Here is a 16516-nt window from a genome sequence, read left to right as displayed (position 1 = left end):
TGATGACACGGCCTACAGCTTGCTCGGCTCTCAGTTGGAAGCGTTGACGCAGGAGCGGGAACTCCTGCTGTCCGCCAGCACCTATAGTCAGCGGGCAACGGCCTCGGCGTTGTTGCCGGGCGCGCTGATCAGTCGGTTAACCCTGACCCTGTAAATCCACAAATCCTTGTAGGAGCGAGCTTGCTCGCGAAAAACCGGAGAGCGCTGAGGGGCATCAGATGCCCCGCGTTATCGTTGACAACCATTGCGAGCAAGCTCGCTTCTACAGAGTGCGTTGTTCCAATAGACAAGAGGTTCCATGCCCACTCGCCCGCCTCTCGACGCCGTCACCGCCCGCTGGTTGCCGTGGGTCGTGGCCATTGCGTTCTTCATGCAGTCCCTCGACGGCACCATTCTTAACACCGCCTTGCCCGCCATGGCCCGTGATCTCGCCGAAGACCCCTTGCGCATGCAGGGTGTGGTCATTTCTTACATGCTCACCGTGGCATTGTTGATCCCCGCCTCAGGCTGGATCGCCGATCGCTTCGGCACCAAGAAAATCTTCTTCGGTGCGATCCTGCTGTTCAGTTTCGGCTCGCTGCTCTGCGCGTTGTCGAGCAGCCTGACCATGCTGATCGGTGCCCGCGTGATTCAAGGCCTCGGCGGCGCATTGATGCTGCCGGTCGGACGCCTGGTGGTCTTGCGCGCTTACCCGAGATCCGAACTGGTGCGGATCATGGGTTTCATCACCATCCCCGGCCTGCTCGGCCCGTTGATCGGCCCGACCATGGGCGGCTGGATGGTCGAATACCTGACGTGGCACTGGATCTTCCTGATCAACCTGCCGGTCGGCGTCATCGGGTGCTACGCGGTGTGGAAATTCATTCCTGACCTGCGCGGCACCGAGCGCACACGTTTCGACAGTTTGGGTTTCCTGTTGTTTGGCGCGGCGATGATCCTGATCACCATCGCCATGGAAGGCCTCGGCGAACTGCACTTGCCGCACCTGCGGGTGATGTTGCTGTTGTTCGGCGGCATGGCCTGTCTGGCCGCGTACTGGCTGCGCGCCGGGCACATTGAAAACCCGCTGTTCTCGCCATCACTGTTCAAAACGCGGACCTTTGCCGTTGGCATCCTCGGTAACCTGTTCGCGCGCCTGGGCAGCGGTGCCTTGCCGTTTCTGGTGCCGTTGCTGCTGCAAGTGGCGCTGGGCTACTCGCCGTCCCAGGCCGGCATGAGCATGTTGCCACTGGCCGCCGCAGCCATGGTGGCCAAGTCGGTGGCTCGGCCGCTGATCGAACGCCTGGGTTATCGCATCGTGCTGACCGGCAACACCCTGGCTCTGGGGGTGATGCTCGCGAGCATGGGCCTGGTCAGCGAGCAGACGCCCTATTGGCTGCTGTTGGGCATGCTGGCGATCCTGGGTGCAATCAACTCGCTGCAATTCACTGCAATGAACACCGTGACCCTGATCGACCTGGACGATGCCAGCGCCAGCAGCGGCAACAGCTTGCTGTCCGTGGTTGCGCAATTGTCCCTGAGCCTGGGAGTTGCTTGCGCCGGCGCTTTGCTCGGCGGCTTCACCGCCGAAGTCGGCAATGACGGCGTGGACACAGTGCTGGGCGCCTTCCAGCTGACCTTCGTCACCGTGGGAATCATGGCGATGCTGGCGGCTGCCATCTTCTCGCAGCTATCAAAGGAAGACGGACGGCGTGTCAAACGTCCAGAGGAGCACATCGAACCTTAGTTTGCGGACGACAAGTGGCTGCGCCTGGCGACTTTCCGTCCGGAAAATACAGGCCAGTAGCCACGGGGCTGCTACACTGCGCGACATTTTGTTTTGCAGGCCAGTCCCGTGACCACCATCGCCACCGCTTTTAACACTCTGCCGCTGTCCGCCGCCATGCTGGCTAACCTCGACTCACTCGGTTATGCCCAGATGACGCCGATCCAGGCGCAGAGCTTGCCGGTGATCCTCAAGGGGATGGACCTGATCGCTCAGGCCAAGACCGGCAGCGGCAAGACCGCCGCGTTCGGCATCGGCCTGCTGAACCCGATCAATCCGCGCTATTTCGGTTGCCAGGCGCTGGTGATCTGCCCGACGCGCGAGTTGGCCGACCAGGTCGCCAAGGAAATCCGTCGCCTGGCCCGCGCCGAAGACAACATCAAGGTTCTGACCCTGTGTGGCGGCGTGTCATTCGGCCCGCAGATCGCTTCGCTGGAGCACGGCGCACACATCATCGTCGGCACGCCGGGGCGCATTCAGCAGCACCTGCGCAAAGGTTCGCTGGTGCTCGATGGCCTGAACACGCTGATCCTCGACGAAGCCGACCGCATGCTCGACATGGGTTTCTACGACGCCATCGAAGACATCATCGTCAAGACGCCAGAGCGTCGTCAGACCCTGCTGTTCTCCGCGACTTACCCGGTGGGCATCAAGCAACTGGCCTCGAAATTCATGCGTGATCCGCAAACGGTAAAAGCCGAAGCGTTCCACGATGACACGCAGATCGAACAGCGTTTCTACGAGATTTCCCCGGAAGACCGTATGAGTGTGGTGACCAAAGTCCTGCACCACTTCCGCCCGGCGTCCTGCGTAGCCTTCTGCTTCACCAAGCAGCAAGTGCAGGAAACCGTTGATCACCTGACCGCCAAGGGCATTTCCGCCGTCGGCCTGCACGGCGATCTGGAACAGCGCGACCGCGATCAGGTGCTGGCGATGTTCGCCAACCGCAGTACTTCGGTACTGGTTGCCACCGACGTCGCCGCCCGTGGTCTGGACATCGATGCGCTGGACATGGTGATCAACGTCGAACTGGCCCGCGATTCGGAAATCCACATTCACCGCGTCGGCCGTACCGGTCGTGCTGGCGAGAAAGGCATTGCGATCAGCCTGGTCGCACCGGGGGAAGCACACCGTGCTCAGGCCATCGAACAGCTGCAGAAATCGCCGCTGAACTGGGATCAGGTCGATAACCTCAAGTCCCAGGGCCTCGCGCCGTTGCAGCCGCCGATGACCACGCTGTGCATCGGTGCTGGCCGCAAGGACAAAGTGCGTCCGGGCGACATTCTTGGTGCACTGACCGGCGATGCCGGTATTCCGGGTGCGCAGGTTGGCAAGATCGCGATCTTCGACTTCCAGGCTTACGTGGCCGTTGACCGCACCGTGGCCATGCAGGCCTTGCAGCGCCTGAACGACGGCAAGATCAAAGGCCGTTCGCTGCGCGTACGCATTTTGTAATCGATCTTCCACCCAAAGGAGATCCCCTGTGGGAGCGAGCCTGCTCGCGAAGGCAATCTGTCAGTCGACATCAATGTTGAATGACACACCGCTTTCGCGAGCAGGCTCGCTCCCACAGTTTGTTTTGTAGCGACCCACCATGAGGACACCGTTTTGCGCTCTACCGAAGTCGTGATCATTGGCGCTGGCGCCGCAGGGTTGATGTGTGCACTGACCGCCGCCGGACGTGGGCGTCAGGTGTTGCTGCTCGACCATGCGAACAAGGCCGGCAAGAAAATCCTGATGTCGGGCGGTGGCCGCTGCAATTTCACCAACATGTACACCGAACCGAGCAATTTCCTCTCGCACAACTCGCACTTCTGCAAATCCGCGCTGGCGCGTTATACCCAGTGGGATTTCATCGGCATGGTCGGCAAGCACGGCGTGCCGTATCACGAGAAGAAACTCGGCCAGTTGTTCTGCGATAACAAGTCCAGCGACATCCTCGAAATGCTCCTCACCGAGTGTGATCAGGTCGGCGTAGAGCTGCATCTGGACACTTCGATACAGACCATAGAGAAAGTCGAAAGCGGATACTTGCTCGACACCACTCTCGGCCAGGTCCAGTGCCAGTCGCTGGTGATCGCGACCGGCGGTTTGTCGATCCCGACGCTGGGTGCCACTGGTTTTGGTTATCAGGTGGCCAGGCAGTTCGGCCATGAATTACTGCCGACCCGCGCCGGTCTGGTGCCATTCACCATCACCGACCAGCTCAAGGAGTTGTGCACCGAGCTGTCCGGCACGTCGGTGGATTGCCTGGTCAGCTGCAACGATCAGAGCTTTCGCGAGAACATCCTGTTCACCCATCGCGGCCTCAGCGGGCCGGCGATTTTGCAGATTTCCTCGTTCTGGGAGTCTGGCGACGCCGTCGAGATCAACTTGATGCCCGACCATGATGTCCCAGCCTGGTTGCAGCAACAGCAAGCCGAACGCCCGAACAGTGAGCTGAAGACCTTGCTGGGGGAAATCTTCACCAAGAAGATGGCCAACCTGCTGGCCGACAACTGGTTCGTCTCCAAGCCGATGAAGCAGTACACCCATGGAGAATTGGCCGAGATTGCCGAGAAACTGGCCAGCTGGAAGGTGGTACCGGCAGGGACCGAAGGGTATCGAACGGCAGAGGTGACTCTGGGCGGCGTCGACACCCACGAGGTGTCGTCGAAGACCATGGAATCACTGAAAAGCCCTGGGCTGTATTTCATCGGTGAAGTGCTGGATGTCACCGGCCACCTGGGCGGCTTCAACTTCCAGTGGGCCTGGGCTTCAGGCTACGCCGCCGCGCAGTACGTCTGAAACACCGCGCGACGCACCCTGCAGGAGCTGCGTAGGAGCTGCGTAGGAGCTGTCGAGTGCAGCGAGGCTGCGATCTTTTGATCCAATACATCAAGATCAAAAGATCGCAGCGTCCCGCAGCTCCTACGGGACCGTGTTCTGCCGGACAAGGAACACTTTTTGCTGTCAGATGTGATCGGCGCCATTGCGTCGGCGTCATTACTGGCTCAATTTAGCGGCATCGCCTCGGAAGGCCTTCGCACTTCATGTCCTCGACCTCGTTTCGTCAGTCTTTGCGGCGCCTGTGGGCGCTGGATAAATTCAGCTACAGCGTGCGGGTGTTCATCGCCCTGACCGGCAGCATGGCGCTGTGTTGGTATCAGGATGAAATGGGCCTGCTGATCCCGTTGTTCCTGGGGATTATCGCCAGCGCCCTGGCCGAGACCGACGACAGTTGGCAGGGCCGCCTCAACGCCCTCGCCGTGACGCTGGTGTGTTTCAGCATCGCCGCGCTGTCGGTGGAATTGCTCTTCCCCTACCCCATCGTTTTTGCGATAGCGCTCGCGCTGGCAAGCTTCGGCCTGACCATGCTCGGCGCGCTCGGCGAGCGTTATGGCGCGATTGCCTCGGCGACCTTGATTCTGTCCGTGTACACCATGATCGGCGTAGATCAGCGTGGCGGCGCAGTCACCGATTTCTGGCACGAGCCGATGCTGCTGGTCGCGGGTGCCGCGTGGTATGGCTTGCTGTCAGTGTTGTGGCAGGCGATGTTTTCCAATCAGCCGGTGCAGCAGAGTCTGGCGCGCCTGTTCCGTGAACTGGGTTTTTACCTGAAGTTGAAATCCTCGCTGTTCGAACCGATCCGGCAGATGGACGTCGAAGCGCGGCGGTTGGAACTGGCCCAGCAAAACGGCCGCGTCGTGGCGGCGCTGAACAGCGCCAAGGAAATCATCCTGCACCGGGTCGGCAACGGTCGCCCCGGCTCGAAAGTCAGCCGCTACCTGAAGTTGTACTTCCTCGCCCAGGACATCCACGAACGCGCCAGCTCCTCGCACTATCCGTACAACGCGCTGGCCGATGCTTTTTTCCACAGCGATGTGTTGTTCCGCTGCCAGCGTCTGCTGCGCCAGCAAGGCAAGGCCTGTCGGGCACTGGCCGAATCGATTCAGATGCGCCAACCGTTCATCTACGATGCGAATTTCGCCGAAGCCCTGAGTGACCTCGACGCCTCCCTCGAACACCTGCGCATCCAGAGCAATCCGGCATGGCGCGGACTGCTGCGCTCACTGCGTGCGCTGGCTGCCAACCTCGGCACGCTCGACCGCTTGCTCAGCGACGCAAGCAATCCCGATGCCTTGGCCGACGCGACCGACAGCAGCCTGCTCGACCGCTCACCGCGCAACTTCAAAGACGTCTGGGTACGCCTGCGCACACAACTGACACCGACTTCCTTGCTGTTCCGCCATGCCCTGCGCCTGCCGCTGGCCTTGAGTATCGGCTACGGCATGGTGCATTTGATCCACCCGTCCCAGGGTTACTGGATCATCCTCACGACACTGTTTGTCTGCCAGCCCAACTATGGCGCCACCCGGCGCAAGCTCGGCCAGCGGATTATCGGCACTGCCATTGGCCTCACCGTAGCCTGGGCGCTGTTCGACCTGTTCCCCAACCCGCTGGTGCAGTCGTGCTTCGCGATCGCCGCAGGCGTGGTGTTCTTTATCAACCGCACCACCCGCTACACCCTGGCAACCGCCGCGATCACCCTGATGGTGTTGTTCTGCTTCAATCAGGTCGGCGACGGTTACGGTTTGTTCCTGCCCCGGCTGTTCGATACCTTGCTGGGCAGCCTGATCGCCGGCCTGGCGGTGTTCCTGTTCCTGCCGGACTGGCAGGGTCGACGCCTGAACAAAGTCCTGGCCAACACTCTCACCTGCAACAGCATCTATCTGCGTCAGATCATGCAGCAGTATGCCGCCGGCAAGAGCGATGACCTGGCCTATCGCCTGGCCCGACGCAATGCCCACAACGCCGATGCGGCCCTGTCCACGACATTGGCCAATATGCTGATGGAGCCTGGGCATTTCCGGAAGGAGGCCGATGTCGGCTTCCGCTTCCTGGTGCTCTCGCACACCTTGCTCAGTTATCTGTCCGGCCTCGGCGCCCACCGCGAGACGCAGTTGCCGGCGGAGATGCGCGAGTACTTGATCGAGGGCGCCGGCATCAAGCTGGCCGCCAGCATCGACGAAATCGCCCAGGGTCTGGCAAGCAAGACGCCCATCGCTATTCAAAGCGATGAAGAAGAGGCGCTGGCCAATGAGCTCGAACAGATGCCGGACGAGATCGATGAAGGGCAGCGCCTGGTGCAGACTCAATTGGCACTGATCTGCCGTCAGCTCGGGCCGTTACGGACCCTGGCGGCGCATTTGATCAAGGACGGCAGCGAAGTTTAAAGCCTGGAGCGGCTTCCCCTTCACATCCCATGCTGCTTGAACAGCCGCGCATAACTGCCATCCGCCTTCATCGCCGCAATCGCCTTATCAAACCCCGCCACAATCTGCTCATGCTGCGGGTTCTTCAGGCTGACCAGAATATGCAGACTGTTCTCGCTCAACGGCTTGGGCAAAAACTCCACCGCATTGCGCACTTTCGGTGATTCCCGCGCCAGGTAATAACGCGCGACGAACTCATCCTCCAGCGTCAACTTGACCCGATCCGCCGCCAACATGCGCACGGCCATGGCGAAGTTATGCACAGGGACTTTCTGCAACGCGGTGTCGGCATCGAACGGCGCCGAATAGGCGTAACCGCGCACCACCGCAATCGGATAAGTGTGCAGTTGCTGCAAGTTGCTGTAATCGAGCGGGGTGTCTTTACGCTTGAGAAAGCGGATGCGGTTGAGCAGGTACTCACCGGAAAAAACTCCGAGTTTGGTGCGCTCGTCGTTGTACCAGGCGTTGACCAAGACGTCGTAACGCCCTTCGCCAACCCCCAATAACGCCCGTGCCCACGGTACTTGTTCATAGCCGCTGGCATAACCGGCGCGGGCCAGCGCAGTGCTGACGATATCGGTGGCCAACCCACCATTGACCAGCGTGTCATCGGTAAACGGCGGCCAGATATCGAACACCAGCCTCAGCTTATCCGCGACAGCGGTCTGAGCCAGCAGGAGCAATCCGATCAAAGCAAAGGCTCGATGCAATCGCGGCATGCTTGAAAATCCTTAGCGGGCGGTTCGCCCAGCATGTTTTCAGTCAAAACCCCAAGGCCCCGTACCGGCAAAACCCAGGCACTAACATTAGCTCAATAGAGCCAGTGCACAGCGCTCTCCAGCAGATTACACAAAGAAGACAGCGGCGCGAGAAAGGAATGATGGCATTTTGACCTTTGTCACAGACTCTTACGCCATACAGACATCTTTGACGTGGGCGCTTAGTATCGGGCGACACGTTCAAGGAATCGAAAAATGACAATCGAGTGGATCTGCAAACATCACAGTGACCTGGGCAAGGAGCAGCTATACGCCTTGCTGAAGCTGCGGTCGGAAGTGTTCGTGGTCGAACAGAAATGTGTGTATCCCGATCTCGATGGCCAGGATCTGGAGGGTGATACCCACCATTTGATGGGTTGGGAGGATGATCAGTTGATGGCGTACCTGCGCCTGCTGGATCCGGAACTACAGGGCGGCGACGTGGTGATTGGCCGCGTGATCACCGCGCCGCAAGGGCGAGGCAAGGGGCTGGGCCACGAAATGATGGAGCAGGCGCTGAAACAGGCCGAGAAGCATTGGCCGCAAGTGCCGATCTATCTGTCGGCGCAGGCGCATTTGCAGGGGTATTACGGCAAGTACGGTTTCGTGGTGGCGGGCGAGGAATATGTGGAGGACGGCATTCCGCATATCGGCATGCGCCGCTCTTAAGGCCCTCATCGCGAGCAGGCTCGCTCCCACATTAGATCGGGTGAATGCGGTCAAAATGTGGGAACGAGCCTGCTCGCGAAGGCGTCAGTTCAGGCGAAGCAACTCTTATGGATACTCCAACACAGCCTTGATCTGCCGCAGATTGCGCTCGATCCACCCGCGATCAATCGCCCCCCACTCACGAATCCGATAGCGCCCGGCATGATTGCGTGCGCCCTCTTCCTGCTCGAACTCACACACGATATCCAGGTCGGCCAGCGCCGCAATCGTATCCTGCGCCGTACGCCGGGGCATGCCGGTGACTTCGGTCAGCGTTGGTACGCTGGGGGCCAGGCCGCTGTCGATCAGGTACGCCACATAGAGGCGGCGGTAGAAGCTGCTTTTGGTCTTGCTTACGTCCATGCATGGGCCCCGTTGATTAGAAAGTCAAAAGATCGCAGCCTGCGGCAGCTCCCACAGGGGCTGCGATCTTTTGGTCTTCATTGCATATCCCGCCATGTCAGGTACACGCGCAGATCAAACTCGATCTGGTGATACCCCGGCAGCATGTGCTCGCACAATTTATAAAACGCTTTGTTGTGATCCGATTCCTTGAAGTGCGCCAGTTCGTGCACGACGATCATTTTCAGAAAGTCCGGCGCAGCCTCCTTGAACAACGAGGCGATACGAATCTCTTTCTTGGCCTTGAGCTTGCCGCCCTGCACCCGCGAAACCGTGGTGTGCAAACCGAGCGCGCGATGGGTCAGGTCGAGGCGGTTGTCGAACAGTACTTTGTCGATGGCCGGCGCATTGCGCAGGTACTCCTGCTTCAGATCCAGCGCGTAGGTGTACAGCGCCTTGTCGCTCTGCACGTCGTGCCGCCCCGAATAACGTTGATCCAGGTATTCACCCAGACGCCCGTCGGCGATCAATTGGCGTACCTGATCCTGGAGTTGCGCGGGATAGGCCTGGAGGTACTTCAACACAGTCATGAAAAGGGCAACATCAATGACGAACAGGCCGCCAGTGTAGCGAATTCACGATGCCAGCGTGTTCCAGTCGAACGGCAGGACAAATTCGCCGACGTCCTCGGCCACCATCGGTCGCGCTACCAGGAAGCCCTGCACATATTCGCAACCGTGCGCCTGCAGCCATTCATATTGCGCAACGGTTTCCACGCCTTCGGCGATGACCAGAATCCCGTACTGGCGACACAAATCAATCACATTACTCACCAATGCCGCATCCCGGGACGACTGCGGCAACCGGGCGATCAGGTGCCTGTCGATTTTCAAGGTGTCCAGCTCCAGGTCGCGCAGATGCGACAACGAACAAGCTCCGGAGCCGAAGTCATCCAAAGCGACCCGCACCCCCAGGTTGCGCAGCAAGCGCAGTTGCTTGCGAGTTTCCTCGGGGTTTTGTGCCAACGCCGCCTCGGTGATTTCGACTTCCAGATGGCGAGGCTTGAGCCCATGACGCTCCAGCACCTGGCGCAACTCGGTGGCCAGGTTCGGCATGCCGAACTGGGTACTGCTCAAACTCACGCCCAGTACCAGGTCCTCGGCAAACAAGGTTTCCCACGCCTTGCGCTGTCCCGCACCGCACTGGTAGATCCAGCTGCCCAGGCGACTGATCAGCCGCGCTTCTTCCAGCAACGGCAAAAACAGCCCCGGCGGCACGTCACCAACGCTGGGGTGCTGCCAGCGCAACAGGGCTTCGAACCCGCGAATCTGCCCACCGTTAATGGCCACCTGGGGCTGGTAGACCAGGTTGAAATCACGGTTCTCGATGGCATCGCGCACGCTCTCCTCAAGCATCAATCGTGAGCGCGCGCGGCCGTTCATTTCATGGTCATAAAAGCGGTACTGCTGGCGACCGGCACGCTTGGCTTCGTACATGGCGATGTCCGCCGCACGCAACAAACCATCAAGGTTGGAACCGCAGTCCGGGAACGTGGCGATGCCGATACTGGCACCCAGCGCGACGTCCAGTCCATCAATCTGCTGACAGACCGAGACCCGCTCGATCAGCTTTTCGGCAATCCGCGCTGCCTGCTCGGGAAACTCCAGGTCCAGCAGCGCGGTGAACTCGTCGCCGCCCATGCGGGCGAGAATATCCAAGGGTTGCAAACAGGCCTTCAATTGCTCGGAGACCCAGCGCAACACGCGGTCGCCGGCATCATGGCCGAGGGAGTCATTGACGCGTTTGAAGCCGTCCAGGTCCAGGTACAACAACACCCAACTGCTGTCGCTGCGTTCGCCGCGCAACAGCAGATTCTCAACCGTCTGATAGAAACCTCGACGATTAAGCAGCCCGGTAAGGGGGTCGGTAATGGCCTGGAACTCCAGTTGCTTATGCAGATGGCGCACCACTGACATGTCGAGCACCGTCACCACCATAGCGCGCTGTTCAGGAGGCAATGGTGCACAGGACAGCGCAACCGGCACCTGCTGATTGGGGGCTGTTCGCAGCAGCGCATCGTGCAGTCGCAGCGTTTCGCCACGCTTATAACCGGTATAAAACTCGGAATCGGCCCACAACGGGATATGCGGTTTCTGCAAGTAATCGAGAAACTCCTGACCCTCCAACTCTTTTACCGGCGCATTGAGCAACCGCGAAATCGCCGGGTTGGCGAAACGGATCAGGCCGTCCTCACCCACCACCAGAATGCCCTCGGCAGCGTTATCCAGCACCGAGGCGTTGAACGCACGGGCCAGCTCCAGATCATGAGTCAGTCGCTGCAAGGCGCGCCGATTACGCTGGTGCTCCAGCAACGCCTGCACCTTGGGCTTGAGAATCTGCGGATCGAAAGGTTTGAACAGGTAATCCACCGCACCGCTGGCGTAGCCTTTGATTACGGCGTCCTGGGACTGCTCGTTGGCGGTGAGGAAAATGATCGGGGTGAGCCGCGTGCGTTGGCTGCCGCGCATCAACCGCGCGACTTCGAAGCCATCCATGCCCGGCATCTGCACGTCCAGCAGCACCAGGTCGACGTCGTGTTCAAGCAGAAGATTGAGCGCCTCGAAACCGGAGGCAGCGGTCATGACCTGCCAATCCTGACGCTGCAGCAACGCGCGCATGCTGATCAGATTTTCAGGGTAATCATCAACGATCAATAAGACAGAGCTGCCTTCACCTGGCGGGGGTTGCGCGCATTCCATGCTGCTTCTCTTGTCGGGACTACAGGTCGGTTCCGGTTAAAAACCGTACACATACTGAGCCTTCACTCTAGTCCGGGATCTGTAAAAGCAGTAGCTGTCATCAGGCCATCATTTAACCAAAGCCTCGATTTACCGACTAACGGTCACCGCTACAACCCCCGGAAACCGGGATAGATGGCATTTCGACAGGATGTTGACGCCAATCATCTGCCAAACGGGCGTTAACAAAAAACACCTCTACGCTTATAAAGGCCGCCCTTAAAAGGCGCGGACTAGAGCTTCTGGCACCCGCGTTCAGGATGAACTGAGTGGAAGAACCGACATGATCGATCTCGCAACCTGGAACCTCAGCGTTCCCGTTGGCAGCCCGCCATACACCGTCGAAACCTCCAAACTGGTGAAAGGCTTCAAGGATCAGTACTTCCATTCCGATACCGGCACTTTGTTCTTCTGGTCACCGGTAACCGGGTCAAAAACCGAAAATGCCATCTACCCACGCACCGAACTGCGCGAAACCTTCAGCAACGGCACCCTGCGCAACTGGTATTACCCCGACGCTGACAACTCGTTGCGTGCCACCGTGACGGTGAACAAAGTGCCCAGCTCCGGCAAGATCGTCATCGGCCAGATCCACGCCTATGAAAGCCAGAAGCCGATGGTCAAACTCGAATACCAGTACAAGACCAAAACCGAAACCGGCAACCTGGTGATCAAAGTGCGCATGCACCCCGATGACGACGAAAGCCGCGTCATCACCCTCGCCACCGGAATCAAACTGGACAACGAATTCAACTACCTCATCCACTTGAGCCCCGGCGGCGCTTTGGGTATCAGTGCGGCAGGTTATCAGTGGGATTCACAGATCAGCGCGACCTGGCGCAACAAGCCGTTGTACTTCAAGGCTGGGGTTTATGTGCAGGACAATACCGGGTATACGAGTGAGGGCGGGCAAGTGACCTTCAGCAAGCTAGATATCGATCACGACAAGTAGCGCGAACACATTCTGTGTTGTGCCGGCGGCCTTGCGTGCGCTGGAGTGCAGGACATCCCGGAACCTCGGAACGACAGGCAAAAAAACCCGCATCGCTGCGGGTTTTTCAATGCTGACTGAAGCCGGACTCAGTTGACCTTGGCGTTCAACTCGCCCTTCAGGTAACGCTGGTACATACCTTCCAGGGAGATCGGCTTGATCTTCGAAGCGTTGCCGGCAGTGCCGAAGGCTTCGTAGCGCGCGATGCACACGTCGCGCATGGCGGTGACGGTAGCGCCGAAGAATTTACGCGGGTCGAACTCGCTTGGGTTGGTAGCCATCAGGCGACGCATCGCACCGGTGGAAGCCAGGCGCAGGTCGGTGTCGATGTTGACCTTGCGCACGCCGTGCTTGATGCCTTCGACGATTTCTTCAACCGGTACGCCGTAGGTTTCTTTGATGTCGCCACCGTACTGGTTGATGATCGCCAGCCAGTCCTGAGGCACCGAAGACGAGCCGTGCATCACCAGGTGAGTGTTGGGGATGCGTTTGTGGATCTCTTTGATACGGTCGATCGCCAGCACGTCGCCAGTAGGTGGCTTGGTGAACTTGTAGGCGCCGTGGCTGGTGCCGATGGCGATAGCCAGGGCATCAACCTGAGTCTTCTTGACGAAATCAGCGGCTTCTTCCGGGTCGGTCAGCATCTGGCTGTGATCCAGAACGCCTTCGGCGCCGATGCCGTCTTCTTCACCGGCCATGCCGGTTTCCAGCGAACCCAGGCAGCCCAGCTCACCTTCTACCGAAACGCCGCAGGCGTGCGCCATGGCTACGGTTTGTTGGGTGACACGAACGTTGTATTCGTAGTCGGTCGGGGTCTTGCCGTCTTCGCCGAGGGAACCGTCCATCATCACCGAGCTGAAGCCCAGTTGGATCGAGCGCTGGCAGACGTCAGGGCTGGTGCCGTGGTCCTGGTGCATGCACACCGGGATGTGCGGGAATTCTTCGATCGCGGCCAGGATCAGGTGACGCAGGAATGGCGCGCCGGCGTATTTGCGAGCGCCGGCCGAAGCCTGGACGATCACCGGGGAGTCAGTCTTGTCAGCGGCTTCCATGATGGCGCGCATCTGCTCAAGGTTGTTGACGTTGAAGGCTGGAACGCCGTAGCCGAATTCGGCTGCGTGGTCCAACATCTGGCGCATGCTGATAAGTGCCATTGTGTGTGTCTCTCCCGGTTGAGGGTCGTTAATCGTGCCAGCCTGCCGGAGCGGCGGCGGCTATTCAAGTGATTGCAGATCGGGGGTTAAGGCCCCGCCTGCGAATTCGGTGTTGCATCGGCCCCTGTAGGAGCGAGCTTGCTCGCGAAGATGGCCCAGACAGCGCGGGCACTCAGGCACCCAGCGTTATCGTTAACGACCATCGCGAGCAAGCTCGCTCCTACAGATGGCAGCCGCGGCCGATCAGGTCATTGGTGGCGACCCAGTACACCAGGCCTTCGTCACCCTTGAGGTGAAACGCCAGCATGCCATCGCTGTACAGCGTGCCCGAGGCGCCCGGCTCTTCTTTCAGGCGATAGACCTGATCACCGCCACCGAGTCGAACGTCGACTTCCTTCTGGCCGGCATCGGCGTAACGCCACAGCACTTTGGCCTGGCTGTCGCAGGTCCAGGTCGTCCAGTTATCCGCCGGGGTGGAAGACTGAAACAGGTTCAACTGCGCGCAACCGCCCAACAATGCCAACGCCGCAATGGCGATCAAGCCTTTCATCCGTGTTCCTCGACTGACGGCACATACCGCCAGCCCTGAGTTAAAGAGTCAGACCCGTCAAGGACAACCATGTTCCTTGGCCGGGGTTTGCGTCTCGTATTTGTCCAGGCCGTCCGGCCCCGAGCGCTTGTTCAGCACCGGGTTGGTTTCGGCCTGCCAGTCGGCCTGATAACAGCCCTTCTGTGACTCGCTCGGCGCGGGCGTGGCTTCGGCCTTCGGGTTACTCCCGCAGGCCGCCAGCGTACCGGTCAGCAACAACAGTGCTAACGACTTGACCATGTAAACACTCCTTTGCCTGGCCAAACGGGCGGCCTCAGGCCTTGGCCCGGCTTTCCAGGACTTCTACGGCTGGCAACACTTTGCCCTCGACGAATTCAAGGAACGCGCCGCCACCGGTGGAAATGTAGGAGATTTGCTCAGCCACGCCATATTTATCGATGGCCGCCAGGGTGTCGCCACCGCCAGCAATGGAGAACGCCGAGCTTTCAGCGATGGCTTGAGCCAAGACTTTGGTGCCGTTACCAAATTGATCGAATTCGAACACGCCAACCGGGCCGTTCCACAGAATGGTTTTCGACGATTTCAACAGTTCGGCGAAATTCGCCGCAGTCTGCGGGCCGATGTCCAGAATCATGTCATCGGCGGCCACGTCGGCGATCAGCTTGACGGTGGCGGTCGCACTTTCGGCGAACTCCTTGGCCACCACCACGTCTACCGGCAGCGGCACGCTTACCTTGGCGGCGATTGCGCGAGCGGTGTCCAGCAGGTCCGGCTCGTACAGGGATTTACCAACCGGATGGCCGGCTGCGGCCAGGAACGTGTTGGCAATGCCGCCGCCGACGATCAGCTGGTTGCAGATCTGGCTCAGGCTGTTGAGTACGTCGAGCTTGGTCGACACCTTCGAGCCGGCGACGATGGCGGCCATTGGCTGGGCCGGTGCACCCAGGGCTTTGCCCAGAGCGTCCAGTTCAGCAGCGAGCAGCGGACCTGCAGCGGCGACTTTGGCGAATTTGGCCACGCCATGGGTCGAGCCTTCGGCGCGGTGAGCGGTGCCGAAGGCGTCCATCACGAACACGTCGCACAGTGCGGCGTATTGCTGGGCCAGTTCGTCAGCGTTCTTTTTCTCGCCCTTGTTGAAGCGCACGTTTTCGAACAACACGATGTCGCCGGCCTTGACGTCAACGCCGCCCAGGTAATCGGCAACCAGTGGCACTTCGCGGCCCAGGGCCTTGCTCAGGTAATCGGCGACTGGCTTGAGGCTGTTCTCGGCCGAGAACTCGCCTTCGGTCGGACGGCCAAGGTGCGAGCAGACCATCACGGCTGCACCTTTCTCCAGGGCCAGCTTGATGGTCGGCAGCGAAGCCAGGATTCGCGCATCGCTGGTGACAACACCGTCCTTGACTGGGACGTTGAGGTCTTCGCGAATCAGTACGCGCTTACCTTGCAGATCGAGGTCGGTCATCTTCAACACGGTCATGGGTCGCATTTCCTGAGTTACGGCTTTTGAGAAGCAGAGAGTGGAGAAGCTGCTTGCAGATAGTGCTCTGCAACGTCCAGCATTCGGTTGGCAAAACCCCATTCGTTGTCGAACCAGGCCAGGATGTTCACCAGCTTGGGGCCGGAGACCCGAGTCTGACTGGCATCGACGATGGCAGAATGTGGGTCGTGGTTGAAATCACAGCTTGCGTGAGGCAACTCGGTATAGGCGAGCAAGCCCTTGAGCGGACCGCTGGTGGCCGCCTCCCGCAGGATCCGGTTGATCTCGGTGGCATCAGTAGCGGTAGCGGTCTGCATCGTAATGTCGAGGCAGGAGACGTTTACCGTCGGCACCCGCACGGCTTTGGCCTGAATTCGTCCGGCAAGTTCCGGCAGCAGGCGCTCGATACCGCGCGCCAGACCAGTGGACACCGGGATCACCGACTGAAACGCCGAACGGGTTCGGCGCAGGTCTTCGTGGTGATAAGCATCGATCACCGGCTGATCGTTCATTGCCGAGTGAATCGTGGTGATCGACACGTAATCCAGGCCGATGGCCTTGTCCAGCAGGCGCAACAGCGGCACGCCGCAGTTGGTGGTGCAGGACGCGTTGGACACAAGCAGTTCATCGCCGGTCAGGCAATCCTGGTTCACACCGTAGACGATAGTGGCGTCAACCGTCGGCCTCGCTGGCCATCGGCTGGGAAAACAGCACTCGC

Annotated in this window: 14 protein-coding genes and 4 pseudogenes; 8 read left to right on the top strand and 10 right to left on the bottom strand. The window is 59.8% G+C overall.

The window, feature by feature from the left end; all coding sequences use genetic code 11:
* Positions 1-154: pseudogene (locus JFT80_RS15045) on the top strand (TldD/PmbA family protein); the annotation flags it as partial.
* Here JFT80_RS15045 and JFT80_RS24375 read toward each other — a convergent pair.
* A pseudogene (locus JFT80_RS24375) lies at positions 147-245 on the bottom strand (outer membrane lipoprotein carrier protein LolA); the annotation flags it as partial. The pseudogenes JFT80_RS15045 and JFT80_RS24375 sit on opposite strands and share 8 nt — an antisense overlap.
* Positions 246-298: 53 nt before the next feature.
* On the opposite strand from JFT80_RS24375, the gene mdtD reads away from it, so the two are divergent.
* The 5 genes and pseudogenes from mdtD (at position 299) to yccS (ending at position 6981) form a co-directional block, all read left to right on the top strand.
* On the top strand, positions 299-1726 hold the full coding sequence (mdtD, locus tag JFT80_RS15040; RefSeq protein ID WP_201148401.1) for a multidrug transporter subunit MdtD: 1428 nt from the start codon (positions 299-301) through the stop codon (positions 1724-1726).
* 156 nt (positions 1727-1882) lie between these two features.
* Positions 1883-3220: an ATP-dependent RNA helicase DbpA gene (dbpA, locus tag JFT80_RS15035; RefSeq protein ID WP_242482951.1), complete on the top strand. Its 1338-nt coding sequence runs from the start codon at positions 1883-1885 to the stop codon at positions 3218-3220.
* Between the two features lie 28 nt (positions 3221-3248).
* Positions 3249-3338, top strand: a pseudogene (locus JFT80_RS24370) (metal ABC transporter ATP-binding protein); the annotation flags it as partial.
* A gap of 35 nt (positions 3339-3373) precedes the next feature.
* Positions 3374-4552, top strand: a complete 1179-nt coding sequence (locus tag JFT80_RS15030) for an NAD(P)/FAD-dependent oxidoreductase (RefSeq protein ID WP_201148400.1) — start codon at positions 3374-3376, stop codon at positions 4550-4552.
* A gap of 245 nt (positions 4553-4797) precedes the next feature.
* A complete protein-coding gene (gene yccS, locus JFT80_RS15025; protein ID WP_201148399.1) occupies positions 4798-6981 on the top strand; it encodes a YccS family putative transporter in 2184 nt (727 codons plus the stop codon).
* Positions 6982-7001: 20 nt separating this feature from the next.
* Here the strand turns inward: yccS and JFT80_RS15020 are convergent, their stop codons facing one another.
* Complete coding sequence (locus JFT80_RS15020; protein WP_201148398.1) at positions 7002-7739, bottom strand: ABC transporter substrate-binding protein; 738 nt, start codon at positions 7737-7739, stop codon at positions 7002-7004.
* 255 nt (positions 7740-7994) lie between these two features.
* On the opposite strand from JFT80_RS15020, the gene JFT80_RS15015 reads away from it, so the two are divergent.
* Positions 7995-8447, top strand: a complete 453-nt coding sequence (locus JFT80_RS15015) for a GNAT family N-acetyltransferase (RefSeq protein ID WP_201148397.1) — start codon at positions 7995-7997, stop codon at positions 8445-8447.
* Positions 8448-8552: 105 nt separating this feature from the next.
* On the opposite strand, the gene JFT80_RS15010 is transcribed toward JFT80_RS15015, so the two are convergent.
* The 3 genes from JFT80_RS15010 to JFT80_RS15000 form a co-directional block, all read right to left on the bottom strand.
* Complete coding sequence (locus tag JFT80_RS15010) at positions 8553-8849, bottom strand: helix-turn-helix domain-containing protein (protein ID WP_007913779.1); 297 nt, start codon at positions 8847-8849, stop codon at positions 8553-8555.
* Positions 8850-8926: 77 nt separating this feature from the next.
* Positions 8927-9418, bottom strand: coding sequence for a M48 family metallopeptidase (locus JFT80_RS15005; protein WP_201148396.1), 492 nt, complete (start codon positions 9416-9418; stop codon positions 8927-8929).
* Positions 9419-9463: 45 nt separating this feature from the next.
* Positions 9464-11587, bottom strand: coding sequence for a bifunctional diguanylate cyclase/phosphodiesterase (locus JFT80_RS15000; protein ID WP_201148395.1), 2124 nt, complete (start codon positions 11585-11587; stop codon positions 9464-9466).
* A 322-nt stretch (positions 11588-11909) separates the two neighbouring features.
* On the opposite strand from JFT80_RS15000, the gene JFT80_RS14995 reads away from it, so the two are divergent.
* Positions 11910-12578, top strand: a complete 669-nt coding sequence (locus JFT80_RS14995) for a polysaccharide lyase family 7 protein (RefSeq protein WP_201148394.1) — start codon at positions 11910-11912, stop codon at positions 12576-12578.
* Positions 12579-12706: 128 nt separating this feature from the next.
* Here JFT80_RS14995 and fba read toward each other — a convergent pair whose 3' ends face one another.
* The 5 genes and pseudogenes from fba to JFT80_RS14970 form a co-directional block, all read right to left on the bottom strand.
* Entirely contained in the window at positions 12707-13771 is a 1065-nt protein-coding gene (fba, locus tag JFT80_RS14990; RefSeq protein WP_201148393.1) for a class II fructose-bisphosphate aldolase, read from the bottom strand.
* A 220-nt stretch (positions 13772-13991) separates the two neighbouring features.
* Entirely contained in the window at positions 13992-14321 is a 330-nt protein-coding gene (locus tag JFT80_RS14985) for an MliC family protein (RefSeq protein WP_201148392.1), read from the bottom strand.
* Between the two features lie 57 nt (positions 14322-14378).
* Positions 14379-14600, bottom strand: a complete 222-nt coding sequence (locus JFT80_RS14980; protein ID WP_007913756.1) for a hypothetical protein — start codon at positions 14598-14600, stop codon at positions 14379-14381.
* 34 nt (positions 14601-14634) lie between these two features.
* Positions 14635-15798, bottom strand: a complete 1164-nt coding sequence (locus tag JFT80_RS14975; protein WP_201148391.1) for a phosphoglycerate kinase — start codon at positions 15796-15798, stop codon at positions 14635-14637.
* Positions 15799-15815: 17 nt separating this feature from the next.
* Positions 15816-16516, bottom strand: a pseudogene (locus JFT80_RS14970) (erythrose-4-phosphate dehydrogenase); the annotation flags it as partial.

Origin of the sequence: Pseudomonas sp. TH10, from assembly GCF_016651255.1 — a bacterium.
Classification (GTDB): Bacteria; Pseudomonadota; Gammaproteobacteria; order Pseudomonadales; family Pseudomonadaceae; genus Aquipseudomonas.
The sequence above is the reverse complement of the archived record's forward strand: the minus strand, read 5'-3'. Positions and strand labels throughout refer to the sequence as shown.

Coding starts and splice junctions, on each gene's coding strand:
- mdtD (WP_201148401.1), top strand. CDS start 299: ATGCCCACTCGCCCGCCTCTCGACGCCGTCACCGCCCGCTGGTTGCCG.
- dbpA (WP_242482951.1), top strand. CDS start 1,883: ATGCTGGCTAACCTCGACTCACTCGGTTATGCCCAGATGACGCCGATC.
- yccS (WP_201148399.1), top strand. CDS start 4,798: ATGTCCTCGACCTCGTTTCGTCAGTCTTTGCGGCGCCTGTGGGCGCTG.
- JFT80_RS15020 (WP_201148398.1), bottom strand. CDS start 7,739: ATGCCGCGATTGCATCGAGCCTTTGCTTTGATCGGATTGCTCCTGCTG.
- JFT80_RS15015 (WP_201148397.1), top strand. CDS start 7,995: ATGACAATCGAGTGGATCTGCAAACATCACAGTGACCTGGGCAAGGAG.
- JFT80_RS15010 (WP_007913779.1), bottom strand. CDS start 8,849: ATGGACGTAAGCAAGACCAAAAGCAGCTTCTACCGCCGCCTCTATGTG.
- JFT80_RS15005 (WP_201148396.1), bottom strand. CDS start 9,418: ATGACTGTGTTGAAGTACCTCCAGGCCTATCCCGCGCAACTCCAGGAT.
- JFT80_RS15000 (WP_201148395.1), bottom strand. CDS start 11,587: ATGGAATGCGCGCAACCCCCGCCAGGTGAAGGCAGCTCTGTCTTATTG.
- JFT80_RS14995 (WP_201148394.1), top strand. CDS start 11,910: ATGATCGATCTCGCAACCTGGAACCTCAGCGTTCCCGTTGGCAGCCCG.
- fba (WP_201148393.1), bottom strand. CDS start 13,771: ATGGCACTTATCAGCATGCGCCAGATGTTGGACCACGCAGCCGAATTC.
- JFT80_RS14985 (WP_201148392.1), bottom strand. CDS start 14,321: ATGAAAGGCTTGATCGCCATTGCGGCGTTGGCATTGTTGGGCGGTTGC.
- JFT80_RS14980 (WP_007913756.1), bottom strand. CDS start 14,600: ATGGTCAAGTCGTTAGCACTGTTGTTGCTGACCGGTACGCTGGCGGCC.
- JFT80_RS14975 (WP_201148391.1), bottom strand. CDS start 15,798: ATGACCGTGTTGAAGATGACCGACCTCGATCTGCAAGGTAAGCGCGTA.